This is a genomic window from Kribbella sp. CA-293567, from assembly GCF_027627575.1.
Lineage (GTDB): Bacteria > Actinomycetota > Actinomycetes > Propionibacteriales > Kribbellaceae > Kribbella.
This window is the reverse complement of the sequence record NZ_CP114065.1, coordinates 6,662,075-6,683,215: the sequence shown is the minus strand read 5'-3', so window position 1 is coordinate 6,683,215 and position 21,141 is coordinate 6,662,075. Positions and strand designations below refer to the sequence as shown.

The 21,141-nt window shown below is 64.2% G+C and carries 18 protein-coding genes; 8 read left to right on the top strand and 10 right to left on the bottom strand.

All coding sequences use genetic code 11. The features are described 5' to 3' along the window. Window positions 1–188: 188 nt before the first annotated feature. The 3 genes from OX958_RS30955 to OX958_RS30945 form a co-directional block, all read right to left on the bottom strand. Window positions 189–1,127 carry a hypothetical protein gene (locus OX958_RS30955; protein ID WP_270133655.1) on the bottom strand — a complete coding sequence of 313 codons (939 nt, stop codon included), beginning with the start codon at window positions 1,125–1,127 and terminating at the stop codon, window positions 189–191. Between the two features lie 65 nt (window positions 1,128–1,192). Further along, entirely contained in the window at window positions 1,193–1,561 is a 369-nt protein-coding gene (locus OX958_RS30950) for a tyrosine-type recombinase/integrase (protein ID WP_270133654.1), read from the bottom strand. Between the two features lie 50 nt (window positions 1,562–1,611). Further along, window positions 1,612–4,275: a hypothetical protein gene (locus OX958_RS30945; protein WP_270133653.1), complete on the bottom strand. Its 2,664-nt coding sequence runs from the start codon at window positions 4,273–4,275 to the stop codon at window positions 1,612–1,614. Window positions 4,276–4,688: 413 nt separating this feature from the next. Between OX958_RS30945 and OX958_RS30940 the strand changes: the two genes are divergently transcribed. Then, the gene (locus OX958_RS30940; protein WP_270133652.1) at window positions 4,689–4,850 is read left to right on the top strand and encodes a hypothetical protein; all 162 of its coding nucleotides are present in this window, start codon (window positions 4,689–4,691) and stop codon (window positions 4,848–4,850) included. A gap of 51 nt (window positions 4,851–4,901) precedes the next feature. Here the strand turns inward: OX958_RS30940 and OX958_RS30935 are convergent, their stop codons facing one another. Together OX958_RS30935 and OX958_RS30930 are read right to left on the bottom strand one after the other, a co-directional pair. After that, window positions 4,902–5,435, bottom strand: a complete 534-nt coding sequence (locus OX958_RS30935) for a tyrosine-type recombinase/integrase (RefSeq protein WP_270133651.1) — start codon at window positions 5,433–5,435, stop codon at window positions 4,902–4,904. Continuing rightward, complete coding sequence (locus OX958_RS30930; protein ID WP_270133649.1) at window positions 5,432–6,151, bottom strand: site-specific integrase; 720 nt, start codon at window positions 6,149–6,151, stop codon at window positions 5,432–5,434. The genes OX958_RS30935 and OX958_RS30930 overlap by 4 nt, the downstream gene beginning before the upstream one ends. Before the next feature lie 521 nt (window positions 6,152–6,672). Between OX958_RS30930 and OX958_RS30925 the strand changes: the two genes are divergently transcribed. The 3 genes from OX958_RS30925 (at window position 6,673) to OX958_RS30915 (ending at window position 9,504) form a co-directional block, all read left to right on the top strand. Continuing rightward, window positions 6,673–6,801, top strand: coding sequence for a hypothetical protein (locus OX958_RS30925; protein ID WP_270133648.1), 129 nt, complete (start codon window positions 6,673–6,675; stop codon window positions 6,799–6,801). An 805-nt stretch (window positions 6,802–7,606) separates the two neighbouring features. After that, a complete protein-coding gene (locus OX958_RS30920; RefSeq protein ID WP_270133647.1) occupies window positions 7,607–8,227 on the top strand; it encodes an RNA polymerase sigma factor in 621 nt (206 codons plus the stop codon). A gap of 737 nt (window positions 8,228–8,964) precedes the next feature. Continuing rightward, window positions 8,965–9,504: a hypothetical protein gene (locus OX958_RS30915; RefSeq protein ID WP_270133646.1), complete on the top strand. Its 540-nt coding sequence runs from the start codon at window positions 8,965–8,967 to the stop codon at window positions 9,502–9,504. A 413-nt stretch (window positions 9,505–9,917) separates the two neighbouring features. Here the strand turns inward: OX958_RS30915 and OX958_RS30910 are convergent, their stop codons facing one another. Together OX958_RS30910 and OX958_RS30905 are read right to left on the bottom strand one after the other, a co-directional pair. Then, window positions 9,918–10,262 (bottom strand): hypothetical protein, encoded by a 345-nt coding sequence (locus tag OX958_RS30910; protein WP_270139216.1) that lies wholly within the window; start codon window positions 10,260–10,262, stop codon window positions 9,918–9,920. Between the two features lie 155 nt (window positions 10,263–10,417). After that, window positions 10,418–11,688 (bottom strand): IS3 family transposase gene (locus OX958_RS30905; RefSeq protein ID WP_442913232.1). Its coding sequence is split into 2 segments (ribosomal slippage): window positions 10,418–11,415 and window positions 11,415–11,688, totalling 1,272 coding nucleotides; the frame shifts between segments, so codons are not numbered across the junction. 984 nt (window positions 11,689–12,672) lie between these two features. Between OX958_RS30905 and OX958_RS30900 the strand changes: the two genes are divergently transcribed. Together OX958_RS30900 and OX958_RS30895 are read left to right on the top strand one after the other, a co-directional pair. Further along, entirely contained in the window at window positions 12,673–13,164 is a 492-nt protein-coding gene (locus OX958_RS30900; protein WP_270133645.1) for a MarR family winged helix-turn-helix transcriptional regulator, read from the top strand. Between the two features lie 307 nt (window positions 13,165–13,471). Then, entirely contained in the window at window positions 13,472–16,516 is a 3,045-nt protein-coding gene (locus OX958_RS30895; RefSeq protein ID WP_270133644.1) for an AfsR/SARP family transcriptional regulator, read from the top strand. 872 nt (window positions 16,517–17,388) lie between these two features. On the opposite strand, the gene OX958_RS30890 is transcribed toward OX958_RS30895, so the two are convergent. Next, entirely contained in the window at window positions 17,389–18,282 is an 894-nt protein-coding gene (locus OX958_RS30890) for a DMT family transporter (protein WP_270133642.1), read from the bottom strand. Window positions 18,283–18,313: 31 nt separating this feature from the next. Here OX958_RS30890 and OX958_RS30885 point away from each other — a divergent pair, with 31 nt between their 5' ends. Next, complete coding sequence (locus tag OX958_RS30885) at window positions 18,314–18,826, top strand: MarR family winged helix-turn-helix transcriptional regulator (RefSeq protein ID WP_270133641.1); 513 nt, start codon at window positions 18,314–18,316, stop codon at window positions 18,824–18,826. A 333-nt stretch (window positions 18,827–19,159) separates the two neighbouring features. On the opposite strand, the gene OX958_RS30880 is transcribed toward OX958_RS30885, so the two are convergent. Further along, window positions 19,160–20,029, bottom strand: coding sequence for an MBL fold metallo-hydrolase (locus OX958_RS30880; RefSeq protein ID WP_270133640.1), 870 nt, complete (start codon window positions 20,027–20,029; stop codon window positions 19,160–19,162). Window positions 20,030–20,109: 80 nt separating this feature from the next. Further along, window positions 20,110–20,421, bottom strand: a complete 312-nt coding sequence (locus OX958_RS30875) for a winged helix-turn-helix transcriptional regulator (protein ID WP_270133639.1) — start codon at window positions 20,419–20,421, stop codon at window positions 20,110–20,112. A 139-nt stretch (window positions 20,422–20,560) separates the two neighbouring features. Here OX958_RS30875 and OX958_RS30870 point away from each other — a divergent pair, with 139 nt between their 5' ends. After that, window positions 20,561–21,124 carry a carboxymuconolactone decarboxylase family protein gene (locus tag OX958_RS30870; protein ID WP_270133638.1) on the top strand — a complete coding sequence of 188 codons (564 nt, stop codon included), beginning with the start codon at window positions 20,561–20,563 and terminating at the stop codon, window positions 21,122–21,124. Window positions 21,125–21,141 lie beyond the last annotated feature (17 nt).

Below are 21,141 nucleotides of genomic sequence, written 5' to 3'. Positions count from 1 at the left end.
GTACCGGCACCGAATAGCGCAAGGTGCAGATAACGCTCGTTGCCAACGTATCGAGCAGACCTCAGGCCTGGTGATGTCGACCAGCTTGACTAGATGGCCTGCTGTGGGCGCCAGCACCGACCCGAACCGGAATTGGTCGGTGCTGGCGCCTAGGGTCCGGATAGAACCGCTTCGCAGCAAGTTCGGTCCTATCCGGTCAGCGCCTGGATTGACTGTTCAGCCAATGTCACGAGCGTCTTCTGGGCGACTGACGGCGTTGCCTGCTTCACGCCCTCGTAGATTTTGTCGACCAGTTGACGGAGTCGCCCGTGATTCGGCTTCTCGCCATCAGCTTCGGCATGCAAGTCGGCCGCGGTCTCTGTGAGCTGACGCGCCTGATCGTCGGACAGCCCCAGCGTCGGTCCCATCTGCTTGGTACCACCGGCGAGTTCGAGGATCATGAGAATCTGCTGAGGATCCAGACCGGCGTTGTTGATCTTCTGGTGGAAGTCGTTGCCGGCCACGTACATGTCACCCTTGTTATCGGTGAAGTTGAACGTGGTGTTCGTCGTTGAGTGGTTGGTGACCGGACGCGCGGCACCACGGTTCAGGAATTCGCTCACTTCGCCTCCGAAGTCGGTCACGCACGCCCGGCCGTCAACCGTCAGCTGCGGTCGAATCCATCCGTCCGTCTCGCCCATGGCGCCGATGGCCTTGATCAGTTCATGCTGGAACAGGTACTCGGCACCGTGCCGGACCTGCCGCTCGGTGTGATCGTTCTGATCCTCGACGAACGAGTCCCAGCCGGTGACGTGCCGATCGTTGTCCTCCTGCTCGTAGAGCCACTGGAGCATCTCCCTGCGCAGCGCCGCCGTGCGGATCTTGGGGTCAGCGCGCCTGGCGCGGAGTTGCTGCACCTCCCGGATCCCGGCGGAGGTGATATCGCCCCACGCGCCGCCCATCTCGTTCGCCGCCCGGACAAGACCATGCCTGTCCAAGAAATCGATGAGGGTGTACCCGTACGACGTTTCCCGCCCCTTTCCCTCCAGGAAGCGCGCCACCGTCGCGCCCTCATTTTCGTTGGCCTCATGGCACTCGTACAGCTGCTCCAGCAAGTCCGATGCATGCTGTTCGATTTCTGTTCCCACTGCTCCCCCTCGGTCCCGAGCGAATGCCGTCACCGGCCGCAACTACAAACGATCTTCACCCAAGCCTAAGCACGGCTGGGTACGACGTACGGGACGTGGACCAGGCTGGCGGCGCGGGCCTTGGCCGCGGCCATCCTCCGGTCGTAGATCGTCGTAGTACTGGCGCGGGCGTGCCCCATGAGCTGCTGGACGGCGGCCAGGTCAGCGCCGGCGTCGAGGAGTTCGCCGGCGAAGGTACGGCGGCCGTCGTGCGGCTGAACTTCGCGATGCCGGCCGCGGCCGCGCAGCGGCCTGGGCTGGTCACCACGTACGGCGATCCAGTCCTCGACCGCGGCTGGCTTAACCTCGATGCGCGAGTCGGCGTCCGGAGCAGCTGCTCGACCAGCTCCGGATCCGGTCCCCGGACCGGGCTCATCAGGCTCGGAATGGCTCACGGGAATAGCCATTCCGCAAGCTATGAGGGGCGCTAGGACCACCCCGTGGCCTACCTAAGCCTCGGGCCGAAATGAGTCCTGCCTTTTGCATCTAACAGCTCTTCTAGCTGGCTTGCGATGACGAACTCCAGGTCGCGCTCGTTCTTGGTCGGTATGGGGTCGATTTCGATGCGCCACCAGCGTTCCTTTGGTGGTAGGTAGGTGTGCAGTGTGCGAACTTGGACCGATGCCGCACCAACGAGGTCGCGAGGAAGTAGCGCGCGATGATGGTCAGCGACGATTTCTACGACGGTGCTGTCACCCGTAGACCAACCGAAGAGCCGGATGGTGGGTGTGAAAACGCGTACGTTGATCGCCCCCTTTGATCGGCCCTCAGCGAACCCGAGATGATGCATAGCCGCCTCGAGGACGTCGTCGGCGGACCACTCCGCAAGTGCCTGATCTGTGTATGAGGCGTAGTAGGCGGGAAGAAACACTTCTTGCCGCTTCAGGAGGTGAGGGTCCGATCGCCGCTTCGCAAGCAGCAGTGCCTGCCGAAGCAGGTCAGCTTTGGAAAGGCCTGTTGCCCGTGGAGGCGACGTCACCGGTCGGCTCCACGTGGGGGCTGGCTTGGTCCCCACGGGCCGCTTTGACGATGGGCTTGCGGTCGAGGGCCGGCGTCCTCCCCATCGCGTATACGGTCCGGCTTTTCCTTCGCGGCAGCGCGGGCAGTTGGTGGAGACGTCGAGTGCGTCGTGAAGCGCGCTTGCGGTAGTCCATGCTGGGTTGGACTTATCGATGAGACCAGTTCCTTCGCAGGCGGCGCACGCGCGTTCGGTCCACACGGGGTGCTGAGGATTGAGGTTTTCCAGAACCTCGAGGTATTTGATGGCGCGGCTGGGATTAGTAATGGGTCCGGGAGCGCCGGCGTGCTTGAGCGCTCCAACCACCGCTCTGGACCACTGCGTTGTCCCAGTGGCCCTGCTGCGAGCCTGGACCAACTTCAGCGTGATTCCTGGGTGGGCCGCATATTCCTCGACCGCCATCCGGTACACCCGCCTCGGATAGCGATCTACCAACGCTGCCAGAGTCACTTCGACGGCGTCAGGCGCAACATCCTCCAGCCGATTGAGTAGCGCGAAGGGCACCCCTCCTGAGGATGAATAGAAGAGTCCCGCTACTGCCTGAGCTTCTGTGACACCGGCACGAGCGACTCCCGCTAGGGCGATGGCCGCGCTCTCGGACGACTGGACATACCAGTCCGTCACGAAGCGGTCAACGAAGTCTTCGTGGTGGTCGGTGACCAGTCTGGCCATCACATCCACGATCTCCGCTGTCCGCCCAGAGCGGAGCAACGTGTCAAATCGGCCGAGGACATCCGAGAGCAATGCCTTTTTGCCATCACTGATCCAGATCGCTATCGCAGCTACCACGGCTGACCGGCCTTCACTAGAGGACAGCACTTCAGACCACAGCTTCTGGCTGCCGCTTTCGAGCACAGCGGCTGGGGCCGTACCGGAGCCGTCAGTGCGGCACGTTGCCGCAGCGGCTAGTGAATCCAGCCTGAATATGTCGAGGGTGGTCCGCAACTGATAGTCGAAGTCAGGGCGACGGCGGAAGTAGGGGCTTACGAGCTGTAGAACGACTCCTGCCACGGTTTCGGGCCTCAGACTCGAGGCTACGTCCCTGATCGGCTGGATCTCGGGGTCGGGGCGCCGGCTCCAGAGTTCGACGCATAGCGCCGCTTCCCCCGGATGGTTTGTTGTCACGAACTCGTCCAGCAGTGCGGCAACGAGTCGTGGCCCGTCGTCGGCGGCCGCAAGGATCGCGTCGAGCAACTGCAGCACCGCTGAAGTGTCGAACCCCTCGGAATAGCCGGCCTCCGGACCCCTTTTCTCTCGTCTAACCATGGCGGCCGCCGCGTCCCAGCTTATTTCGGAAGGAACGATAATCATCCCGTTCTCACTGGGAGTAGTTCCTTCGTGCAGTACCTCTAGCGCCGCTTGGGCAACACCGCCGCGCCGGATCTGTGCTGCCAGGCGACGCCCCTGCCCCACGATCGGATCAAGGGCTGACAACGGCACCAACTCCGGCTCCGGGACAGCCACTGGCTTGGTCGTGGACTTCAACGGCGTGACCGTGGGAACCGCGCGGATCTTCTCCGCGACCGCCTCGTCTCCCGCTTCCAGCGCCTCGAACAGGCTGGATGCCATCTCATCGCCACCTTGGATCTCGAGCGCCACGAGTACCAAAGTGACAGCTCGGTGATCCTTGCTTCGAGCGATCTCCAGGAGAGCCGGTGCCACATGCCGGAGAGGTCGCTGGCCCGTGATCAACTGTTCGGCAAGCTCGTGACCTCGCCCCTCCCAGAGAAGCTCTAGGAGCTCCTCGACCAGCTCGGGGCCGGTGACCGCGGATTGCGGCTCCAGAGACCTAGCCGACGCTTGACCGGCCGCTGGTGTCTGCTCCCACAAAGTGCCGTACTTCTTAAGGGCCGTCTCGAGATCCTCGCCTAGTGCCTCTACGCAGGCCTGAACGAACCCGGCAACGAAGTGCCCATCCGGCCCCCGCTCCTTGCGGTTCATCTGGCTGGAGAACCGCTTGGGCGATAACCCGGACAACCGGGCCTGGCGGATCTTGTCGTGGGTCAACTCGGCGCGCACGCACAGCGTATTGAGCGCGGCGATCAGGGTCGCCACCTCAACGGAAAAGCCGTCCCTAACCAGCTCTCCCACGTCTATCCGAAGTGGTCGGCCAGAACGCGACGGCGCTGAGTTTTCCCCCATGTGTGTCCTCCCGGACAACTCTGCGGGCTGATGCCCGGAGTACCCGAAAATCTCACGGGTTGTCCGCTTTGTACTAGGCCCTGACCGCGAGATGTAGACGGAAAATTCGCCGGACCGGAAGTCTGGGCGCACGCCGCAAGGAAGTGCGGCCTCCCCGACGATGACGCGCCAGCACCGCAAGCAGTCTCCGGCCAAAGAGAGCGGAGCAGGCGTCGTCTCGTCGGGGATCAATCCACGAAAGGACTGTGGCCATCATGCCTCAGAAGAAGCGCCGTGTAACTGGCCAAGGAGCCACCCCTCCTCACCATGAAGTCCCGCCCGGACTGGCAGGCGACCAGTCAGACACGAACGACCGTGGGCTGGTGAACCTGCGCAGCGCGGTGATCGTGATGCTCGCGCTGCTGAGCGGCGTGCTCATCGGCATCCTCACCTTCATCGCCGGCGACGGGGTCGCCGACTCGGTGATCGCCGGCCTGGTCGCGTTCGCGGGATCGGTCTTCCTGTACGACCGGGCGATCCACTAACGGGATCGTGTAGATGCCCAGGCTCCTCCAGGAGCCGGGGCATCTACACGTTCAGGATCTGTTCGTGCGGCGGCGGTGCCGGGCGCGAAGTTCGGCGTCGGCGGCCGCGTCGGTGTGGTCGGCGTACACCAGCGTGGTCTGCAGCTTGCGGTGCCCGAGCCGCTTCTGGATCGTGCGCGGGGAGACGCCGTCGAGGGTGAGCTCGGTGGCGTGGGTGTGCCGCAGCTGGTGGAGCTCGAGCTCGGGGTCGCCGGCCAGGTAGCGGTACCGGGCCCACAGCTCCTGGACGGTGGAGTAGGTCAGCGGCCGGCCGGTCCAGTTGCGCTCGGCCCGGAACAGCGGCCCGTGGGCCCAGCCGGTCTCCCGCAGGAACCGGCGCAGCAGATTGACCAGGCGCTGGTCGTTGAGCAGCAGCACCCGGATCCGGCCGCCCTTGCCGTGGACCTGGACGTGCTCGTTGCCCGGCGTCAGGTCGAGGTCCTCGAGGTAGACCCCGAGCGCCTCGCTGACCCGGCTGCCGGTCGCGGCCAGGAACTCGAACAGCAGCCGGTCGCGGATCCGGCCGCGGTCGATCTTGGCGATCACCGTCGCGATCCGGGCCGGCGGGACGGCCGCGGTGCGCCGTCGGGGACGTGGACCCGGTCGAACTTGTCCATCGGGTTGGCGTCGATCAGGTCGCGGCGCACCGCCCACCGCAGGAACGCCGCGACCGAGGCCTGCTTGCGGGCCCGGGTGGCGACGGCCAGATCGTTGGTGGCCGCCGACCACGACCGCAGTACGGCGGCGTCGATCCCGTCGACGCCGGCGTCGGTGTGCTGGGCCAGCTCGAACAGGTCGCCGCGGTAGCAGCGGATCGTGTGCTTGCCCCGGCCGGCGAACTCCTGGTCGGCCAGGAAGTCGCGCACCGTGCCGGCCAGCGGGTGGTCGCCGGCCAGCACCACCGCGGCCGGGCTCACCGCGACCTCCAGCTGGTCGACGCCGGCGAGGTCGTCGACGTCGTCGACGTGGACCAGGTGCTCGTCGACGTCGAGGCCGGCGGGCGCGTGCTGAGCAGATGCTCGCCGTACCGGGGCGGGGTGGTGTCCATGCAGCTCACGGTAGGGGCGGGGGCCGACGCTTCCGGGCCACCCGCTGCGTCCGGACCGGTAATAATGGGCAATTCGCCGATCGGCGCCGGCCTCGCGTGTCGAGCCCGGATCCGGCCCGGTCCCCTCCTGGATCCGGGCCGGCGTACCGACTCCAGCGGGCGGGACCCGGTGATAGTGGTCGTTATCACCCGGCAGACGAGGGGCTGGCTGCATCTCGGATCGCAGCCCGGCTGTGGTGCACTTCGGCTGCCGACGGGTCGTACCGAGGCCCGATCTGGGGCACGGCCGAGCCCTTGCAGTCCCTGGCGTACTGCACCGGCTGGGTGGGTGCCGAGAGCACCAGCTCAGCACCGTCTACAACGAGCTGGCTCGCTGGTCACAAGGTCCGGGCAACTGCGGGTCGGTGTCGCGGGCGCGACGGGAGAGGCAGGCGGGCGAAGATGCAGCCGAATAGTGCAAGGTTCAGATACCGCTCGTTGCCAACGTACCGAGCCGATCTGGTTCCGGGCGACGTCGATGAGCTTCCACCCAACGAGCCCTCGGCGTGACTATCTTGTCCTCCTGGTCCGGCGACGCGGTGGTGCTGGGTCGTAAGCACTCTGCGGAGCTCAGAGCAGAGGTAGCTGAGGGAGCCGGCCGGACGTCTCCCTTACTCGGCCGGGCTCAAGTCGGCCGGGTGTCAGCGACGCTCACCGGAACTCTTGCGGGACCGGGCGAACAGAGGAGTATTCCGAATGCCGAAGGGCCAGATGACCCCGAAGTGGCGCAAGCGCCTTGGGCGGGCCAAGGAGATCGCGCAGCCGGCGTTACAGGTCGTCTCCATCGTAGTGAACACCATCAGGATCATCGCCGACATGACCTGATCTCGACGGGGCCTGGTGCTTCAGTTCACACTGGAGCACCAGGCAGCCGCGTCCCGGATCGACACCAGCGTCGAGCCGGAACACGCATAGGCGGCCTTTTACTCGCCGGCCACCTGCGGGAGGTAGGTTGACCAGCGAGGCGCCTCAGGTGCCGCACCTCAGCACGGTGAGAGCTTCGTACTGCGCGAAGCCGGTGCTGCGGATCAGCTTGAGTGCCGGGCGCGGTGGTCGTCATCAGCAGGACGTCGTACATCAGCATCTCGCCGACTACGGTCATGACCTTGACCGGCTTGACTCCCCGAGAACGAGCTGAGCTGCTTCACCCCGGTGCCACCTGCGCGTACCGGTACAGACTGTCGTTCGCGTTCAGCCCGCCAAGAATATGTGTACTACGCGTCCTTCCACGGCGCAGCCGTTCCCGTCTAGACCGGCGCGGATCGAGATGACTCACCCGCCTTGGCGTGGAGCGGGTCGATAGTCCTTCGTGGTCGAGATGGGGAGCGACCAAGAGGCGCCCAAACAGGGCGAGCGCGGAGGTGCTGGAGTTCGCATGGCCGTCACTCACCGCAACAGACTGCTACAGAAAGTTCTTGAGGGAATCCGTAAACACTTCCTTCCCCTCAGCGCAGTAACGGGGTGACTGCCGGATTTGCCGGAGGGTTGTAAAGGAGAGGTCCCGTGAACGACTGTGTGCCGAGATCGCTCGGCGATCTCAGCTGCACGACGAGGCAGCAACCTTCAGGTCACCAGATGCGGGAGGGCCGTGGGGCAATCTATCCCGCGGGGCGGAATGGCGGTGCCGGCTATGAGTGACTTGGAGTTCGATGTGGCGCCACCAATCCCTGAACCGGACAAGGAGCCGGCCAAGAGGTTGTCGGGTCCGGAGTCGGAGGCTCTTCGGGATTTCATCGAGGGGACCTCGAGCGAAGCTTGGCGTTGGTCCTACTGGGTCGCCTTCGCCAACGAGCACCATGCACGAGAGATCCGGGCGAACGCTTTTATGATGCTCGCGCGCGACTGGAGGAAGCTGGCCGGCGAACGCGACCACGAAGGTCTGAAGCTGTGGCTCTTCAAAACGATCCGCAACAGCGAACTCGCGCGGAACCGCCGCGAGGTCTCGCAGAGGATCAAGGCTCAGAAGGACACCCCTCTTTCGAGGAGGGAGACCAGAAGCCCCGAGGATGCGGTGCTGGGGCAGATCATGGTCGACGAGGTTCTCAAGATCGCCGTGGGGGTTCTTCAACCCCGGACCTACGACGTCTTTTTTCTCAAGGTTCAGATCGGTCTGGAGAACGACCAGATAGCCGAGCGCCTGGGGATGCGTGCCAGCACCGTCCGAGTGCAGTTGACGAGAGCTCGCCAAGCGCTAGACGAACATCCGGATGTTAGGAAGATCACCGGCTACGAGGAGGGAGGAAACCAATGAACGACATGGACCGCAACGAGGAGAACGACAGGTTCTGGCGGGCGCTCGGGCTTGAAGACATTACAGGTGAGATCCCGGCTCCTCCGGACGAGCGAGCCGACATGGAAACTCTGTGGGACGCTCTACGCCGAGAAGGAATAGTCGACCCATCGGTCCAAGGACCCAATCAGAACTCCGACCTTTCGGCTGATCGCCCGCAGCCGACCTTAACCGGACGGCACAGCGCCGGTCTAAAGCTCCACACCACGGAGCACCCGGTCGCAACCACCGGGAGCCGTCGGCCGATCGGGCGGCATCCAGAACAACGACCTGGCAATGCGCTGATCAGACGGCCGCGGTTCAAAGTGGTCTTCGCACAGCGCGTTCAGAACATCTCCTGCGATCGGGCTAGAACGCGGGGAAGCGCTGGCAGGCATTGGATAGGCCTCCTCGTCTCAACTATGACCGTTCTCGCTGCGTTGATAGCTTTTCGCGCTTCGGGCGAAGGGCTCTACCTCATCGGAGCTCTAGTTCTGGCGCCCATCGCAGCCCTTGGAGTCGGGCGGATCAAGACAATCACGCTGGCCGATCTAGCGAAGCTAGAGGCAGTTGCGCATGTACGGAGGACTAACAGCACAGGCTCGGGCAGCGAGACCTCGCATCAGGATAAGTCTCGTGCGGACAGAGCCAATCGCCATCGGACGCCTAGAAAGACGGTGAAGTATTGGACAGGTAGTCGAGTTTGGAGGCTCGCCACCGTGGCAGCGACCGTGCTGGCTGTCGTCACCTCATTCGCGACCTATATCTATGACCGCGAGGAGAGCGGCCGCCCGGACAGCAGCAGGATCACCATGGATCCCACGAATGCCCGCGTGAAAGTGATCGACACAACGTCCCTCGCCGATTTCTATGTCGCGTCGCCAGGCTGGGTTCCGGGAGACTACAGTTTGGCCAGTCGTGAGGCTCCAGGCGGTCAGACGCGTTCACAGCCCGGACTTGCAGTCGGCCTTAATGCAGCCGGTCCGTCCAAAGAACTTGGTCTAGAACTGGACGGTGACGAGCGTGTGCTCGATCTGACGATCGGGCAGAAGCTGTCCAGCAGGCCTGCTGCGCAGCTACGCGTCGAGATCTGGGTTGATGCCAGATTGGCAACTTCCGCAGTCATTCGCTATGGCGAGATCGCTGCCCTGTGGGCAGCGGTTCTTGCCACCAGCACCGTCAAGGTGGAGGTGTCTGCGGAGGGTGCCCCCGGCACAACCGCAACGGCCGTGGTGACGTCGATGCACCTGAGGCCCTGACGTATTCGGAGGTGGGTCGTTGATGCGGCGGCTCAGCGGCCCCGCTTTCTCCGAATGGCTGCCGCAACTCCGAGTTGGAGGCACGCTCCAACCCGCGCGGCTATCGGTGCTGCTCTTTGCGCCATTGAAGATGATTAGGGAGCGAAGTGAACGCGCGGTCGGCCGACTAGTAATTCTGATGGGTATGCGCCGACGAGCGCGAGTTGAGCGTCGACTCTGGGGCGGTGGCAGTTGAAACCTCGCCAGATGAACCGGTCGTCCCGGCGCCACGTAGGCGAGGATGCGGCCGGCTGGATCGCCGGGGATCGAATCGCTTCATCGGCGGGCGGCGATGATTTGCTCGCGCAGGGCATGTAGGTGGAAGCGCTGGCCGCTGATCGAGCCGTCCTCAAGTTTAACTCCGAATCCGGCGTTCATGCGTTGTCCTCGGCCGGTCGCAGGTCGGGCTGCGGGACGAGCGTGACGTGGCCGTCGCGGTCGCGGATCTTGCCATACCAGCGGCCGCCGTCTCGCAGCCAGGTGTCCAGCTCGACCGATTCCCAGGCGACCGCTCGCTCGATGAGCTGGGCGGGCTCGACGGGGCGGACGTCGTCCGCCAGCCGGGGGCCGTGCGCGTTGAACTGAAGGTCGAGGTCGACTTTGGTCCGCTCGGCGACGTCGAGTGTCTGCCCGGTGGTGCGCCAGCCGTTGACTGCGCCGTCCCACACTCCGAAGGTGCCGTCGCCGTCGTCCGGCCGCACCGTGAACCGTCCAGGCATGTCCCCTGTCATGTCGCAGGACATCGGTGACGGTTCTGTGTCGAGATATCGGTGACGGTTTCGGGGGTGTTGGTGGTGACACTTCGGTGAGTCGTCCGAGTCGGTGGTGCCTGTGGCCGGTCGACTGAATCGCCCCGGGTTTGATGCACCCTGTGTTATGTGTGGACGACCTGCCGGTCGTCGCGGGTCTGTGAATAGTAGTCAGCTTCGGCTTCGGCGGGTGGGCGTCGGTCGAGGCGGTGCATGAGCCGGCTGGTGTTGTACCAGTGGACCCAGTCGGCGGTGATGGCCTCGACGGTGCTGAGGCTGGTCAGTGGTCCGCGGCGAAACGGGGAGTCGTCGCGGATGCATTCGGTCTTGTAGAGGCCGATGGTGGTCTCGGCTAGGGCATTGTCGTAGGCGTCTGCGACGGTGCCGATCGAGGGGTTGAGACCGTGTAGTTGGAGGGTCTCGGTGAAGCGCAGAGCTGTGTATTGCGACCCGGCATCGGAGTGGTGAATCGTCTTGTTTTGCAGGGGATTGCCTTGCCTGGCACGGAGTGCCGCGGCCTGGGTGATGGCCCGCTGGACGAATGCTGTGTGTTTGCTGGTCGAGCATTCCCAACCGACGACCATCCCAGCGAAAGCGTCGATCACGAACGCGGTGTAGACGAACGAGCCGGTGACCAGTCCTACGTAGGTGAAGTCCGCGACCAGCAGCAGGTTCGGTGCCTGCACGGTGAACTGGCGATTGACCAGGTCCGGTGCCCTGGTCGCGCCCGGATCAGCAACCGTCGTACGGACCTTCTTGGCCCTCGTCACACCCTGCCAGCCGTTGACCTTCATCAACCGTTCCACGGTGCATCGGGCAACCTCGACGCCTTCGCGATTGAGGTGAGCCCACATTTTCAATGCTCCGTACAACGCCTCCGGTCGCCGCCTGGCCTGTTGGTCGGGCTCGTAGTAGCCGGCCAGGACCTCTGTCACCGTGGTGTCCCAAAGGGCCCGCTTGGACGGTGCCCGGACCGCCCAGGCGTAGAAGGTTCTCGGGGCGATCTTGCAGCCCTGCGCGGTCAGCGCACGGCAGATCGAAGCGACCCCGAACCGAGCCTTGTACTCGGCGATGAACCGGCAGATCACCGAGATCGCGGGTCGCTCTCCCGCGCGAAGAAACTCGTCGCCGCCTTCAAGATCTCGACCGTGCGCTCCAGTTCGGCGTTCTTCCGCTTCAACTCACGGATCTCGCGCGCCGACTCAGACGTCACCCCGTCGGCCTGTCCCGCATCGACCGCGGCCTGGCGAACCCAGCGACGCAACGTCTCCGATGTCATCCCCAACCGGCCCGCCACCGCCGTGATCGCAGCCCACTCAGACTCGTAATCCTGAACATGCTCAGTGACCAACCGGACCGCCTTGGCCTTGGTCTGCTCGTCGTACTTCCTCGGCATAGATGCCACCTTCCCAACGAAGGAGGTGTGCATCAAACCCGGGGTGGTTCACGACTGCGGCGGTGTCGAAGAACGAGCTTGTTGATCCTCGTGTCCGTCTCGCGATCACCCAGTGGCCCTCTGATGCGCCTCGTGGGGCGGTGACGACCTTCTGTGCCGAGCACGGCATCTCCCGCAAGACGTTCTACGCGATCCGGCGGCGCACGGCGGTTCCACCAGCCTCGGGAAGGGATTCGGGCTCGGTGTGAACTTCGGAACCGTGGGCCAGACTGGAACATTCGGTCGCTGACAGTCGGGGTGAGAGGCCGCCACAGGCAGGGCGGCCTCTCACAGGTGATGCCGGGCCAGGCGTGGCAACTGCAGGAGCGACAAGGGGGTGACAGGCTTCTGACAGTTCATCGCCGGAGATACGCAGAGTCATAGCTGGCACCGACCGGGGAAGCGCTACGCATGCGACACTCGAACCGCCGCATCAACCAGAGATCGCTGAATTGCTGAACGAGTTGATGCCAGCCGGTATCAGACACGAGCCGCTGACACTGTTTCGGCTGCTCGCCGTCGATCCTGAGCTGGCCGACAGGCTGCGCCCCTTCGCGTCCGGGCTGCCGAACCACAGTCCGTTGCCGCCCCGGGAGCGTGAACTGGTCATCGCTCGAACAACCAGCCGCGGCGTGAGTACAAGTGGGGAGTGCACGCGGCCTTTTTCGCCGAGGTGTCGGGCCTGCGCCACGGCGTCGATCTCAGCGTTCACCAGAGCTCGGCTGACAAGCCGGTACAGCGACGCGCAAGTAGTCGAGCTGGTGCTTCTAGACGGCTGGTACCGGACAGCGTCGACCCCGATCAACGCGTCGGGTATCCCGCTCAGTCATGGGCCGCGCACTGTCCGGCTGAAGGATCCGACCGGACGCCGGGACGCCCTGTCGAGAACAGCTCGGCGCCGGCCGGGTGAGTCCGAGTCGCTTGGCGTGAAGCTAAACTCGGCGGATGCAAAAAGACTCCGTGGATCGGATGATCGAGACCTGGGCCGACACGCATCCTGACCTGGACGTGAGTCCTCTCGAGGTCGTCGGCAGACTGTTGCTTTGTGCACACCATCTCCAACGGGCGTTGGTGGAGGAGCTACAACCACTGGGGCTGACCTTCGCCGACTTCGATGTGCTGAACACCCTTCGGCGCCAGGCCGAGCCGACGGGCGCCAACCCGAGCGTCCTTGCCGAATCGGCCCTCATCACGACCGGTGCTATGACGTCCCGGCTGCATCGCTTGGAAACGGCCGGGCTGGTCCGGAAGGTTCCTGATGCCGAGGACGGCCGTTCCGTCCGCGTCAGCCTGACTCCGCGCGGACGGAGGCTCGCCGTCCGGGCGCTGACCAAAGTTCTGGCGGTCGACGAGAACTTCCTCGCGCCGTTGACCAACGCGCAGCGACGCCAGGTGGCCGGCGCCCTGCGGCAGGTGTTGGTCGAGTTCGAGGAGTGATGCCGCGGCGCGCTCGGTCAGACTAGTTGGGAGATAGTTCTGCATCGTAGGTCGTTAGCTTGGTGCCAATCTAACTGGCTTGACATCAAGCTAGCTTCGCGGACGTACGCTGAGAGACAGCCAAGCGTGGCCGGTGCGGCCACGCAACACCGCCATCTGCCGTGCGGGCGAACTACATGCAGCACGGCTTCACGATAGCGTTCAAGAATCGTTGATGTCGGCTCCGCCGACGGTCAGCCTTCGGTGCGGCACACTAAGAAGGTTCGTCTGAGGACGGCTTGTCCGTCCCGGTGAGGTGGTGCGCGCAGTGGAATTTCGTGTCCTCGGACCGATCGAAGTCTTCGACGACCTAGGCGATCGGGTCCCGTTGCCATCGAAGCGGATGCGGACGGTACTGGCGGTGCTGCTGCTGCGGTCCGGACGCGTCGTCAGTGTGGACGACCTGATCGACCATCTCTGGGGTGACGGTCCACATCCCGACGCTCCTCGCGCGGCTGTTTACACCTATATCGGTCGACTCCGAGCACTGATCGGTCCGAGCATGGTTATCAGCAAGGCTCCCGGATATTTGGTCACGCAGGAGGCCGCAGACCTCGCAACCTTTCGTGAGCTGGTCAACCGCGCGGCCACGATGTCGGAGGCGGAGACCAAAGCCGATTTGCTGACCGAGGCACTCGCGCAGTGGCGTGGGGCAGCCCTGAGCGACGTACCGTCGGAGCTGCTGCAGCGGTACGACGCTGCCGGTCTCGTCGAGGAGCGGCTCTGGGCACTGGAGCAACAGATCGAGGCAAGGCTCGACCTTGGCGAGCATGACGCCGTCCTGCCGCAGTTGGCTGCTCTGACAGCAGAGCATCCGACCCGGGAACGGTTCTGGGCTCAACGAATGACTGCTCTTCACCGCGCTGATCGTCAGGTCGAGGCGCTCGACGCATACAGCAGGGTCGCGCTGTATTTGGCCCAAGAGCTCGGGCTCGATCCGAGTCCTGAACTCCAGCAGCTCAGGCAGTCGATACTGATCAATCAGCCCCGCCCGGCCGAGACCTCGAAGTCCGCGCATCGGCAGGCGTTGTTCCAGGTGCCCTCAGCACAGCGCGGATTCGTCGGCCGGGACGCACTGTGTGAAGAACTCGAAGGAGTCATCCGGAGCCGCGAGACGCACGCGGTGGCGATCGACGGTCCTCCCGGCGTCGGCAAGACGGCCCTGGCTATCCAGCTCGCTCAACGCGTGCGGGAATGCTTTCCGGACGGCCAATGGTACCTACGTGCTCACAGCGCCGGTTTTCATCCAGCATCGAACGACGGGTTGGTCGCAGACCTGCTCCGTCTCGCTGGAGTGGAGGTAACGAGTTTGCCTGAGCATCTGGATGCTCGGACTGCAGCTCTCCGTGCGGCATTGGCTGATCGCAGAGTGCTGATTCTGATCGATGACGCTGCTTCGGTGGAACAGATCCGAGCTGTACTTCCCGGCACCGGAACGTCCGTCTTAGTGGCCACCAGCCGACAGAGCTTGATGGGTCTCGCGGCGCTCGACGGTGCGCACCGGGTGGCCTTGGGCGTACTCGGACCGAGCGACGCGATCGCTCTGGTCAAGGAGTTGGTGGGTGAGAAGGCCGTGAATGATCAACCGCAGGCAGCTGCTGAGCTCGCCGGTTTGTGCGGCGGTCTGCCGCTGGCACTGAGGATCGCGGCGGCCCAGGCGTCGGTGCGGTCCGGCTCCTCCCTGACCGATCAGGTGCGGGAGCTTCGGTCAGGTGATCGACTCGCGAAGCTGCGGATCGCCGGGGACCCGGAGGCGGCGGTAGATCGGGCGTTCGAGGTGTCCTTCGAGAAGCTGCCCGAGGGAGAACAGCACGCCTTCAGGCTGCTCGGGCTGGTACCGGGCGACGATTTCGACCAATCGGCGGCCGCGGCGTTGTTCGGAGTCAGTGAGGTCGCGGCCTGCGAGCTGTTGAACTCCCTTGTCGCGGCCAACTTGATCGAGGCCCGAAGCGGGGGCCGTTATGTTCTCCACGACCTGCTCAAGCTGTTCGCGGCCAAGCTGTCAGTATCAGTTCGGTCCGCTGCAGTCCGTCTCTATGAGAGATACTTGCGAGTTGCTGCTGACGCGTGCAGCTTCGAGTACCGGGTGCTGACCGGGCTGCGGCCGACCGCGACATCGCCTTCCTGTTTCAGCGGGCCGAAATCTGCAGAGACCTGGTTGAGTACCGAGCGGCACAACTTGATCGCGCTCATCGTCGCAGCCGAGGAGGTTGGTCAGCCGGAGTACGCGTGGCGCCTGACCGACGTGCTGCGGCACTACTTCCTTCAGATGGGGCTACGGAACGTTTGGAGGACCGCATTGGATGCCGGCCACCGGGCCGCGCTCGCCGCAGATGACCGCATCGCATTGGGGTTGATGACGCAGTCGCTCGGCAATCTTGAAGACAGCCAAGGCAACTTCTCTCAGGCACTCGAGCATGCGGAGGCGGCACTGTGGTTGTTTCGTGCCGCTGGGTATCACCAAGGAGAGGCCGCGGTGATCGGCAACATGGCCGTCTCGGCTCTTGGCCGGGGAGAGTTACACAGGGCGATGACGCTGCTGGAACAGAGCCGCGAGCTCTTCGTCAAGTCCGGCCGACCGGAGCTGGCCACCCTGGTTCTTACCAATTTGTCCGCCGTACGTACCTCCCTCGGCGACTTGACCGGAGCCGTAGCGGCAGCCACCGAAGGATTGGAACTCGATCATCGGTTGAGCCGGCCGGTTGGCTTGGCCGCGAAGCTGGTCAATCGAGCTGATGCTTATCGTCTGCTCGGTCAGTACGAGCTTGCCCAGGCCGATCTCTACGCCGCCATGGAAATCGCGGCTGAATCGGCTCGTGGGTTCCATCTGACCGCGGTCCACGCAGCTCTGGCCGAGACGCTGCTCGATGCCGGTCGCCTTGGAGACGCCAGACTGCACGCGGAAGCTGCTTTGGAGGCCGCCCGCCAGGCGGGTGATCGCTGGCACACAACCATCGGCTGGCGTCTGCTCGGCGATCTGACGACGGCGAACGACCGGCTGGAGCTCGCAAACAAGGCCTACCGGCGGTCGCTCCAGATCGCCGAAGAGAACGGCTACCGCGTGCTGGCCGCACAAGCTTCGCTGGGACTAGCCAAGCTACTGCACCGCCGCGGCCGTACAGGCGCGTCGATCGATGCGACGAAAGCTGTTCTGCAGACTGCGCGGCGCGCCCGGATGCAGATAGTCGAAGCCGAGGCAGATCGGTTGCTTAGAGCAATCACCACTTCGATGAGCGGCCCTGGAGCTGGTACTACTGACTCACAAGTGCGCACTTGCCGCGGGCAGCGGGAGGTCGAACACTCGAAGTGCTGAGCAACGATACCTCGAAAGAGCGCGCCCGATCGAGGCAGCACGACAGAAGCAGGTCTCCGTCGGGGGGTACGACTGTCATCTATCTGCCTGACGGACAGGGCAGGCTTGAGCCCACGGCCGTCTTCCCGTTCACCCCCTGCCATCAACTGCACACGACACGACGACTACCTCGATGAAGACGGCAGGTTCGTGGTCGTATCGGGCCGATCCTGATCCGCACCGCCGGACACGCGATCTTGGTGGATCCGTATCGATGTCGTCCGAAGACGACCCATCGGCGCCGACAGTAGCGGCCGAGCCGTGCCGGGCCGGCTGCCCTTGGGGAACGCGCGGCACTTGATGGCGGCCGAGGAGTGGAAACACAGGTCCGGCAGTCAAGTGCTCGACGGACCTGATCCGACCGCCGTGCAGCGGCCGCTTGATGGAGCCAGCGATTTTCGTCTCCGCTGGCGATCTCATCGCTCCTGGTGTCGCCGTCCTCAACACCCCTGGTATGCCCCGGGCCACAGCAGCCTGATCGTCGCCATCCGACCGGCGCAGACCTCAACCGGGTACTCATTCTCGGCGACGTCATGCACCAGGCGCAGGTCACCGAGCAGAACTGAATCCCGTTCGACGTAGATCCGGAGCGCAGCCTGGACACCCGGTGCAACGTCCTGCAGGCGGCGAACGGCGGTGCGACCACTTTGGCCACTGGTCACTTCAGCGACTCTGTCTTCTGCCAGCGCGGCCCCGTGACTCGATCATTCCCCGAACCGGCCCATGAGGCCTTCTGTCATTTATCAGCGGCCGTGTCCCAGCCGCGGAGGCTCGTGTTCCGTGATTGAGTCTCATCTTTCGGATCGATCGGTTACTGCGCTGGGGGAAGTTGCCTACTTGGTGGAGTGAACCGTGGCGGTCGGTTCTGCCTGGTCAGCGCTGCGAGACCTTCGTCGGCTGAGCAGGATGCCTCCCAGGATCAATGCCATCCCGACAATCTGTCTTGCGGACAGGCGGTCGCCCGACAAGCTCGTCCCGAGCAGCACGCCGGTGACAGGGTTGAGGAGGCCGATCAGGCCGACGGACGCTGCGGTCAGATGGCGCAGACCGCTGAACCAGGCAAGGTAGGCGATGGCGGTGGCCACCACAGTGACGTAGGCAAAGCCGCCGATGGCCGGTAGGTCAAGGCCAGGTGGTGCGCCCTCGAAGACGATGGCGAATGGGAGCAGAGCAGTTCCGCCTGCGATAAGTTGCCAGGCGGTGGTCGCGAGCAGATCGCCAGGGCGGCCCCACCTCTTGGTCAGTGCGTAGCCGAAGGACGAGATTGTGACCGCGGCCAGAGACGCGGCGACTCCACGCACGTTGACGGTCGTTTGCGCGGTCCCAAGCATGAGGCAGACACCGCAGATTCCGGCAGTTGCCCCGATGACGACGGAAATCGTGGGGCGTTCGGCGAGAATGGCCCAGGCGAATAGGCCCATGGTGAACGGCGCAGTCGACATGATCGTCGAGGCGAGACTTACCGGCAGGAGCTGCGATGCGACGTAGATCAGGGCGAAGAACGCACCCACGTTGCACACGCCGAGCACCGCAGACTTCCACCACCAGTCGCCCGCAGGGCGGCGGCGTGCCAGACAGTACAGCAGCAGGCCCGCCGGAAGCGCCCGGATCGCCGCGCCGTACAGCGGGTGACCGCTGGGCAGGTATTCGTGAGTTATGAAGTAGTTAGTGCCCCAAGCAACCGGCGCGACGGCGGTGATGGCCGCCCAACGAAAAGTAGCTTCCACGGAAAACACTATATCTTCCCAGGAAGATATAGTGTTCTCCGTGAGTGAAAACTTGGACCACGTAGCCCGCATCCAGGCGGCCTGGCAAGCAGAGCGGCCGGATCTCGATGTGTCGCCGCAGGGTGTGATCGGCCGGCTGCACCGGATTGCTGCCCAGTTGACTTGCGAATTGAATGCCGTCTATGCGAAGTACGGGGTGACCGAGGGGGAGTTTGACGTCCTTGCTGCCCTGCGCCGCGCCGGCGCGCCGTACGAACGAGCGCCTGGGGAGATCGCGCTGCACACGATGGTCACCACGGGCGCGGTCAGCAAGCGGGTCGATCGGCTCGAGAAGGCCGGGCTGGTGCACCGCCGCCGTAGCGCCGTCGACGGCAGAGGGCGGATGGTGCGGCTTACTCCGGCCGGCAAACGCCTGATCGACAAAGCTTTCACAGCTCACATCGCCAACGAACATCGGCTGGTCGAGTATCTGACCTCCGAGGAGGCCGATCAACTGGAAGCGGTGCTCACTAGCTGGCTTGCCCGAATCGAGCCGACTGGGTGAGGAATGAAAGCCAGAATGAGATGACGAATCGATGAGCAAGGAACTGAGGCTGAACTTCCTTGATGACCTCCGCAGGTTGCGTGTGATGGCGCGTGCCGCCGCCGGCGGACTCTTTACTACCGCCGGCGGCACATGCTCGATTGTCGCCGCGTCGACCGATGGCCCACATCCGGCGTAGAAGCCGGGTCTGCCGACGGTGACGCCGGATGTGCCCAACGTGACGCCGGTAGAGCGTTGGGCGCCTGGCCAGACGAACTGATGAGCGGCATCGATGCCGCTCATCAGTTGTTCGTGCGGAGGGACTGGTAATCACGCGATTTGTCGCCTGAACGATTAAAGCGACTGCCATCGCGAAGCGGGCCGGATCTGGCCGAAAACCGAGCCGGAGAAGTGGCCCCCAGCGATTACGGTGTCGGCTCCGGCGAACTCTGCGATCACTCGCCGCCGGGTGGCCTCGCTCTGGTTCGGGTCGACATCGAAGATTGGGTTCCAGTTGGCTTCGCCGACCTGGATTTGACAGTGCATGACGTCGCCGAGCACCAGGATCTGTGTGGGGTCGTTGCCCGCAGCATCGGTGACCACCAGACTGCTGTGCCCCGGAGTATGGCCTGCGGTGCCGACAACGTGGACACCGGGAGCGATCTCATCGTTTTCAGCAACGAACTCGATGATCCCTTCCAGCGGACGCTGGACGGCGATCGGGTTTGGCCCGACGACCTCGTCGGTGCCGGACCAGTATTTCCATTCGGCCGCCGCCACCAGATGGCGTGCGTTTCGAAAGGTCATTCCGGCGGCAGTTGCGTCCGACGCGACCGATGGGGCCGGTGCAAGCTCGGTGGTCCAGCCCACGTGGTCGTGGTGAAGGTGGGTGTAGAAGACGGTGTCGATGTCCGCGGGCGCGAGCCCTTCGCCGGCGAGACTGTTCAGCAGTTGGCCGGACTCAAAACTGGCGAGTCCGGGTACGTCGAATTGTACCGACCCCAGGCCGAGGTCGACGAGAATGTTGTTCGTCGGCGTACGGATCAGGAAGCTGCCGATGCTGACCTCGAACCGTCCGTCGTCGTCGAGCAGTTCCTGGTAGCGGGACCATCCGCCGCTGCTGCCGGTGAAGATCGCGGCGGCATCCAGCCGTCCGTAGCCGTCCGGCAGATAGGTGACAGTGGCTTCGCCAACTGCTTGTTGACTGCGTTGCGCAGCCTTCATGTGCACTCCTCAGAACCGATGGAACCTGGCGATTCGAGTCTTGAAGGTGCTCAAGCAGACGACAAGTACGCACTTGCAAGTCAGTGGTCGTCGCCGAACTCGACAGACCATTCTTCTGCCCAGCGCCGCAGTGGCTTGAGTGAGTCGTAGAGCCGGTTGCCCGATGGTGTCAGATAGTAGGCGCGGGCCTCGTTCTGCGTGACGAGACCGGCGGCCTTGAGTTCGGACAGCCGCGAGTGCAGAACCGTCGGCGATGCCTGGTCACAGCGAGCTCGGAGATCGCGGAAGCCAACAGCGCCGTCGCGAAGCTCCCAGAGGACTCGCAGCATCCATCGGCGGCCGAGCAGGTCGAGCACGGCCATGATGGGGCGGCCCGTGCTCGAGCCCCGCACCGGCCTTCCTGGTAACGGCAGCCGTCCGGTCGGTTCGCCGGACGGCGGTTTGCGCGCTGCGGGCATCAATTTCCCGTGGTCGTGGTGGCTTTCATCACCTATCCTAGTGATACAAAAAGCGTATCAATAGGAGTGTGGGATGGACCCGATCGAGCCGCCGTACGAACCGCGCATCGCTGACCTCCTCCGCAAGTTCATGCCTGCCGACGCCGACATCGAGCCATTGGCGCTGTTCAGGTTGTTCGCCCTGCATCCGGATCTCGCGGACAGGATCCGCCCATTCGCCTCCGGCCTGCTCAATCACGGGCTGCTGCCCGCCCGCGATCGCGAAATCGTGATCGCCCGTACGACCGCGGTCTGTGGCGCCGAGTATGAGTGGGGAGTGCATGCCGTCTTCTTTGCGGGGTCCTCCGGGCTCAGTCGAGCCGATTACGACCTGCTGGCCGGTGACCGAACCGATGGACTGGCGGGGCCGGATCGACTGCTGGTCACGGCCGTTGAGGAGTTGCTCGACATGGCGACGCTTTCTCGGCCGACGCGATCGAAGCTCGTGGGACGCTACAGTGTCGCGGAGGTCCTCGAGTTGATTCTGCTGGTCGGTTGGTATCGATCAATAGCAACGCTCGTCAATGCGACCGCATTGCCCGCTGAGAAGTGGGCCGCTCACTTTCCGGCCAATCGACTCAAGGGTGCTGACCTGTGATCGTGCCGATGTCGACG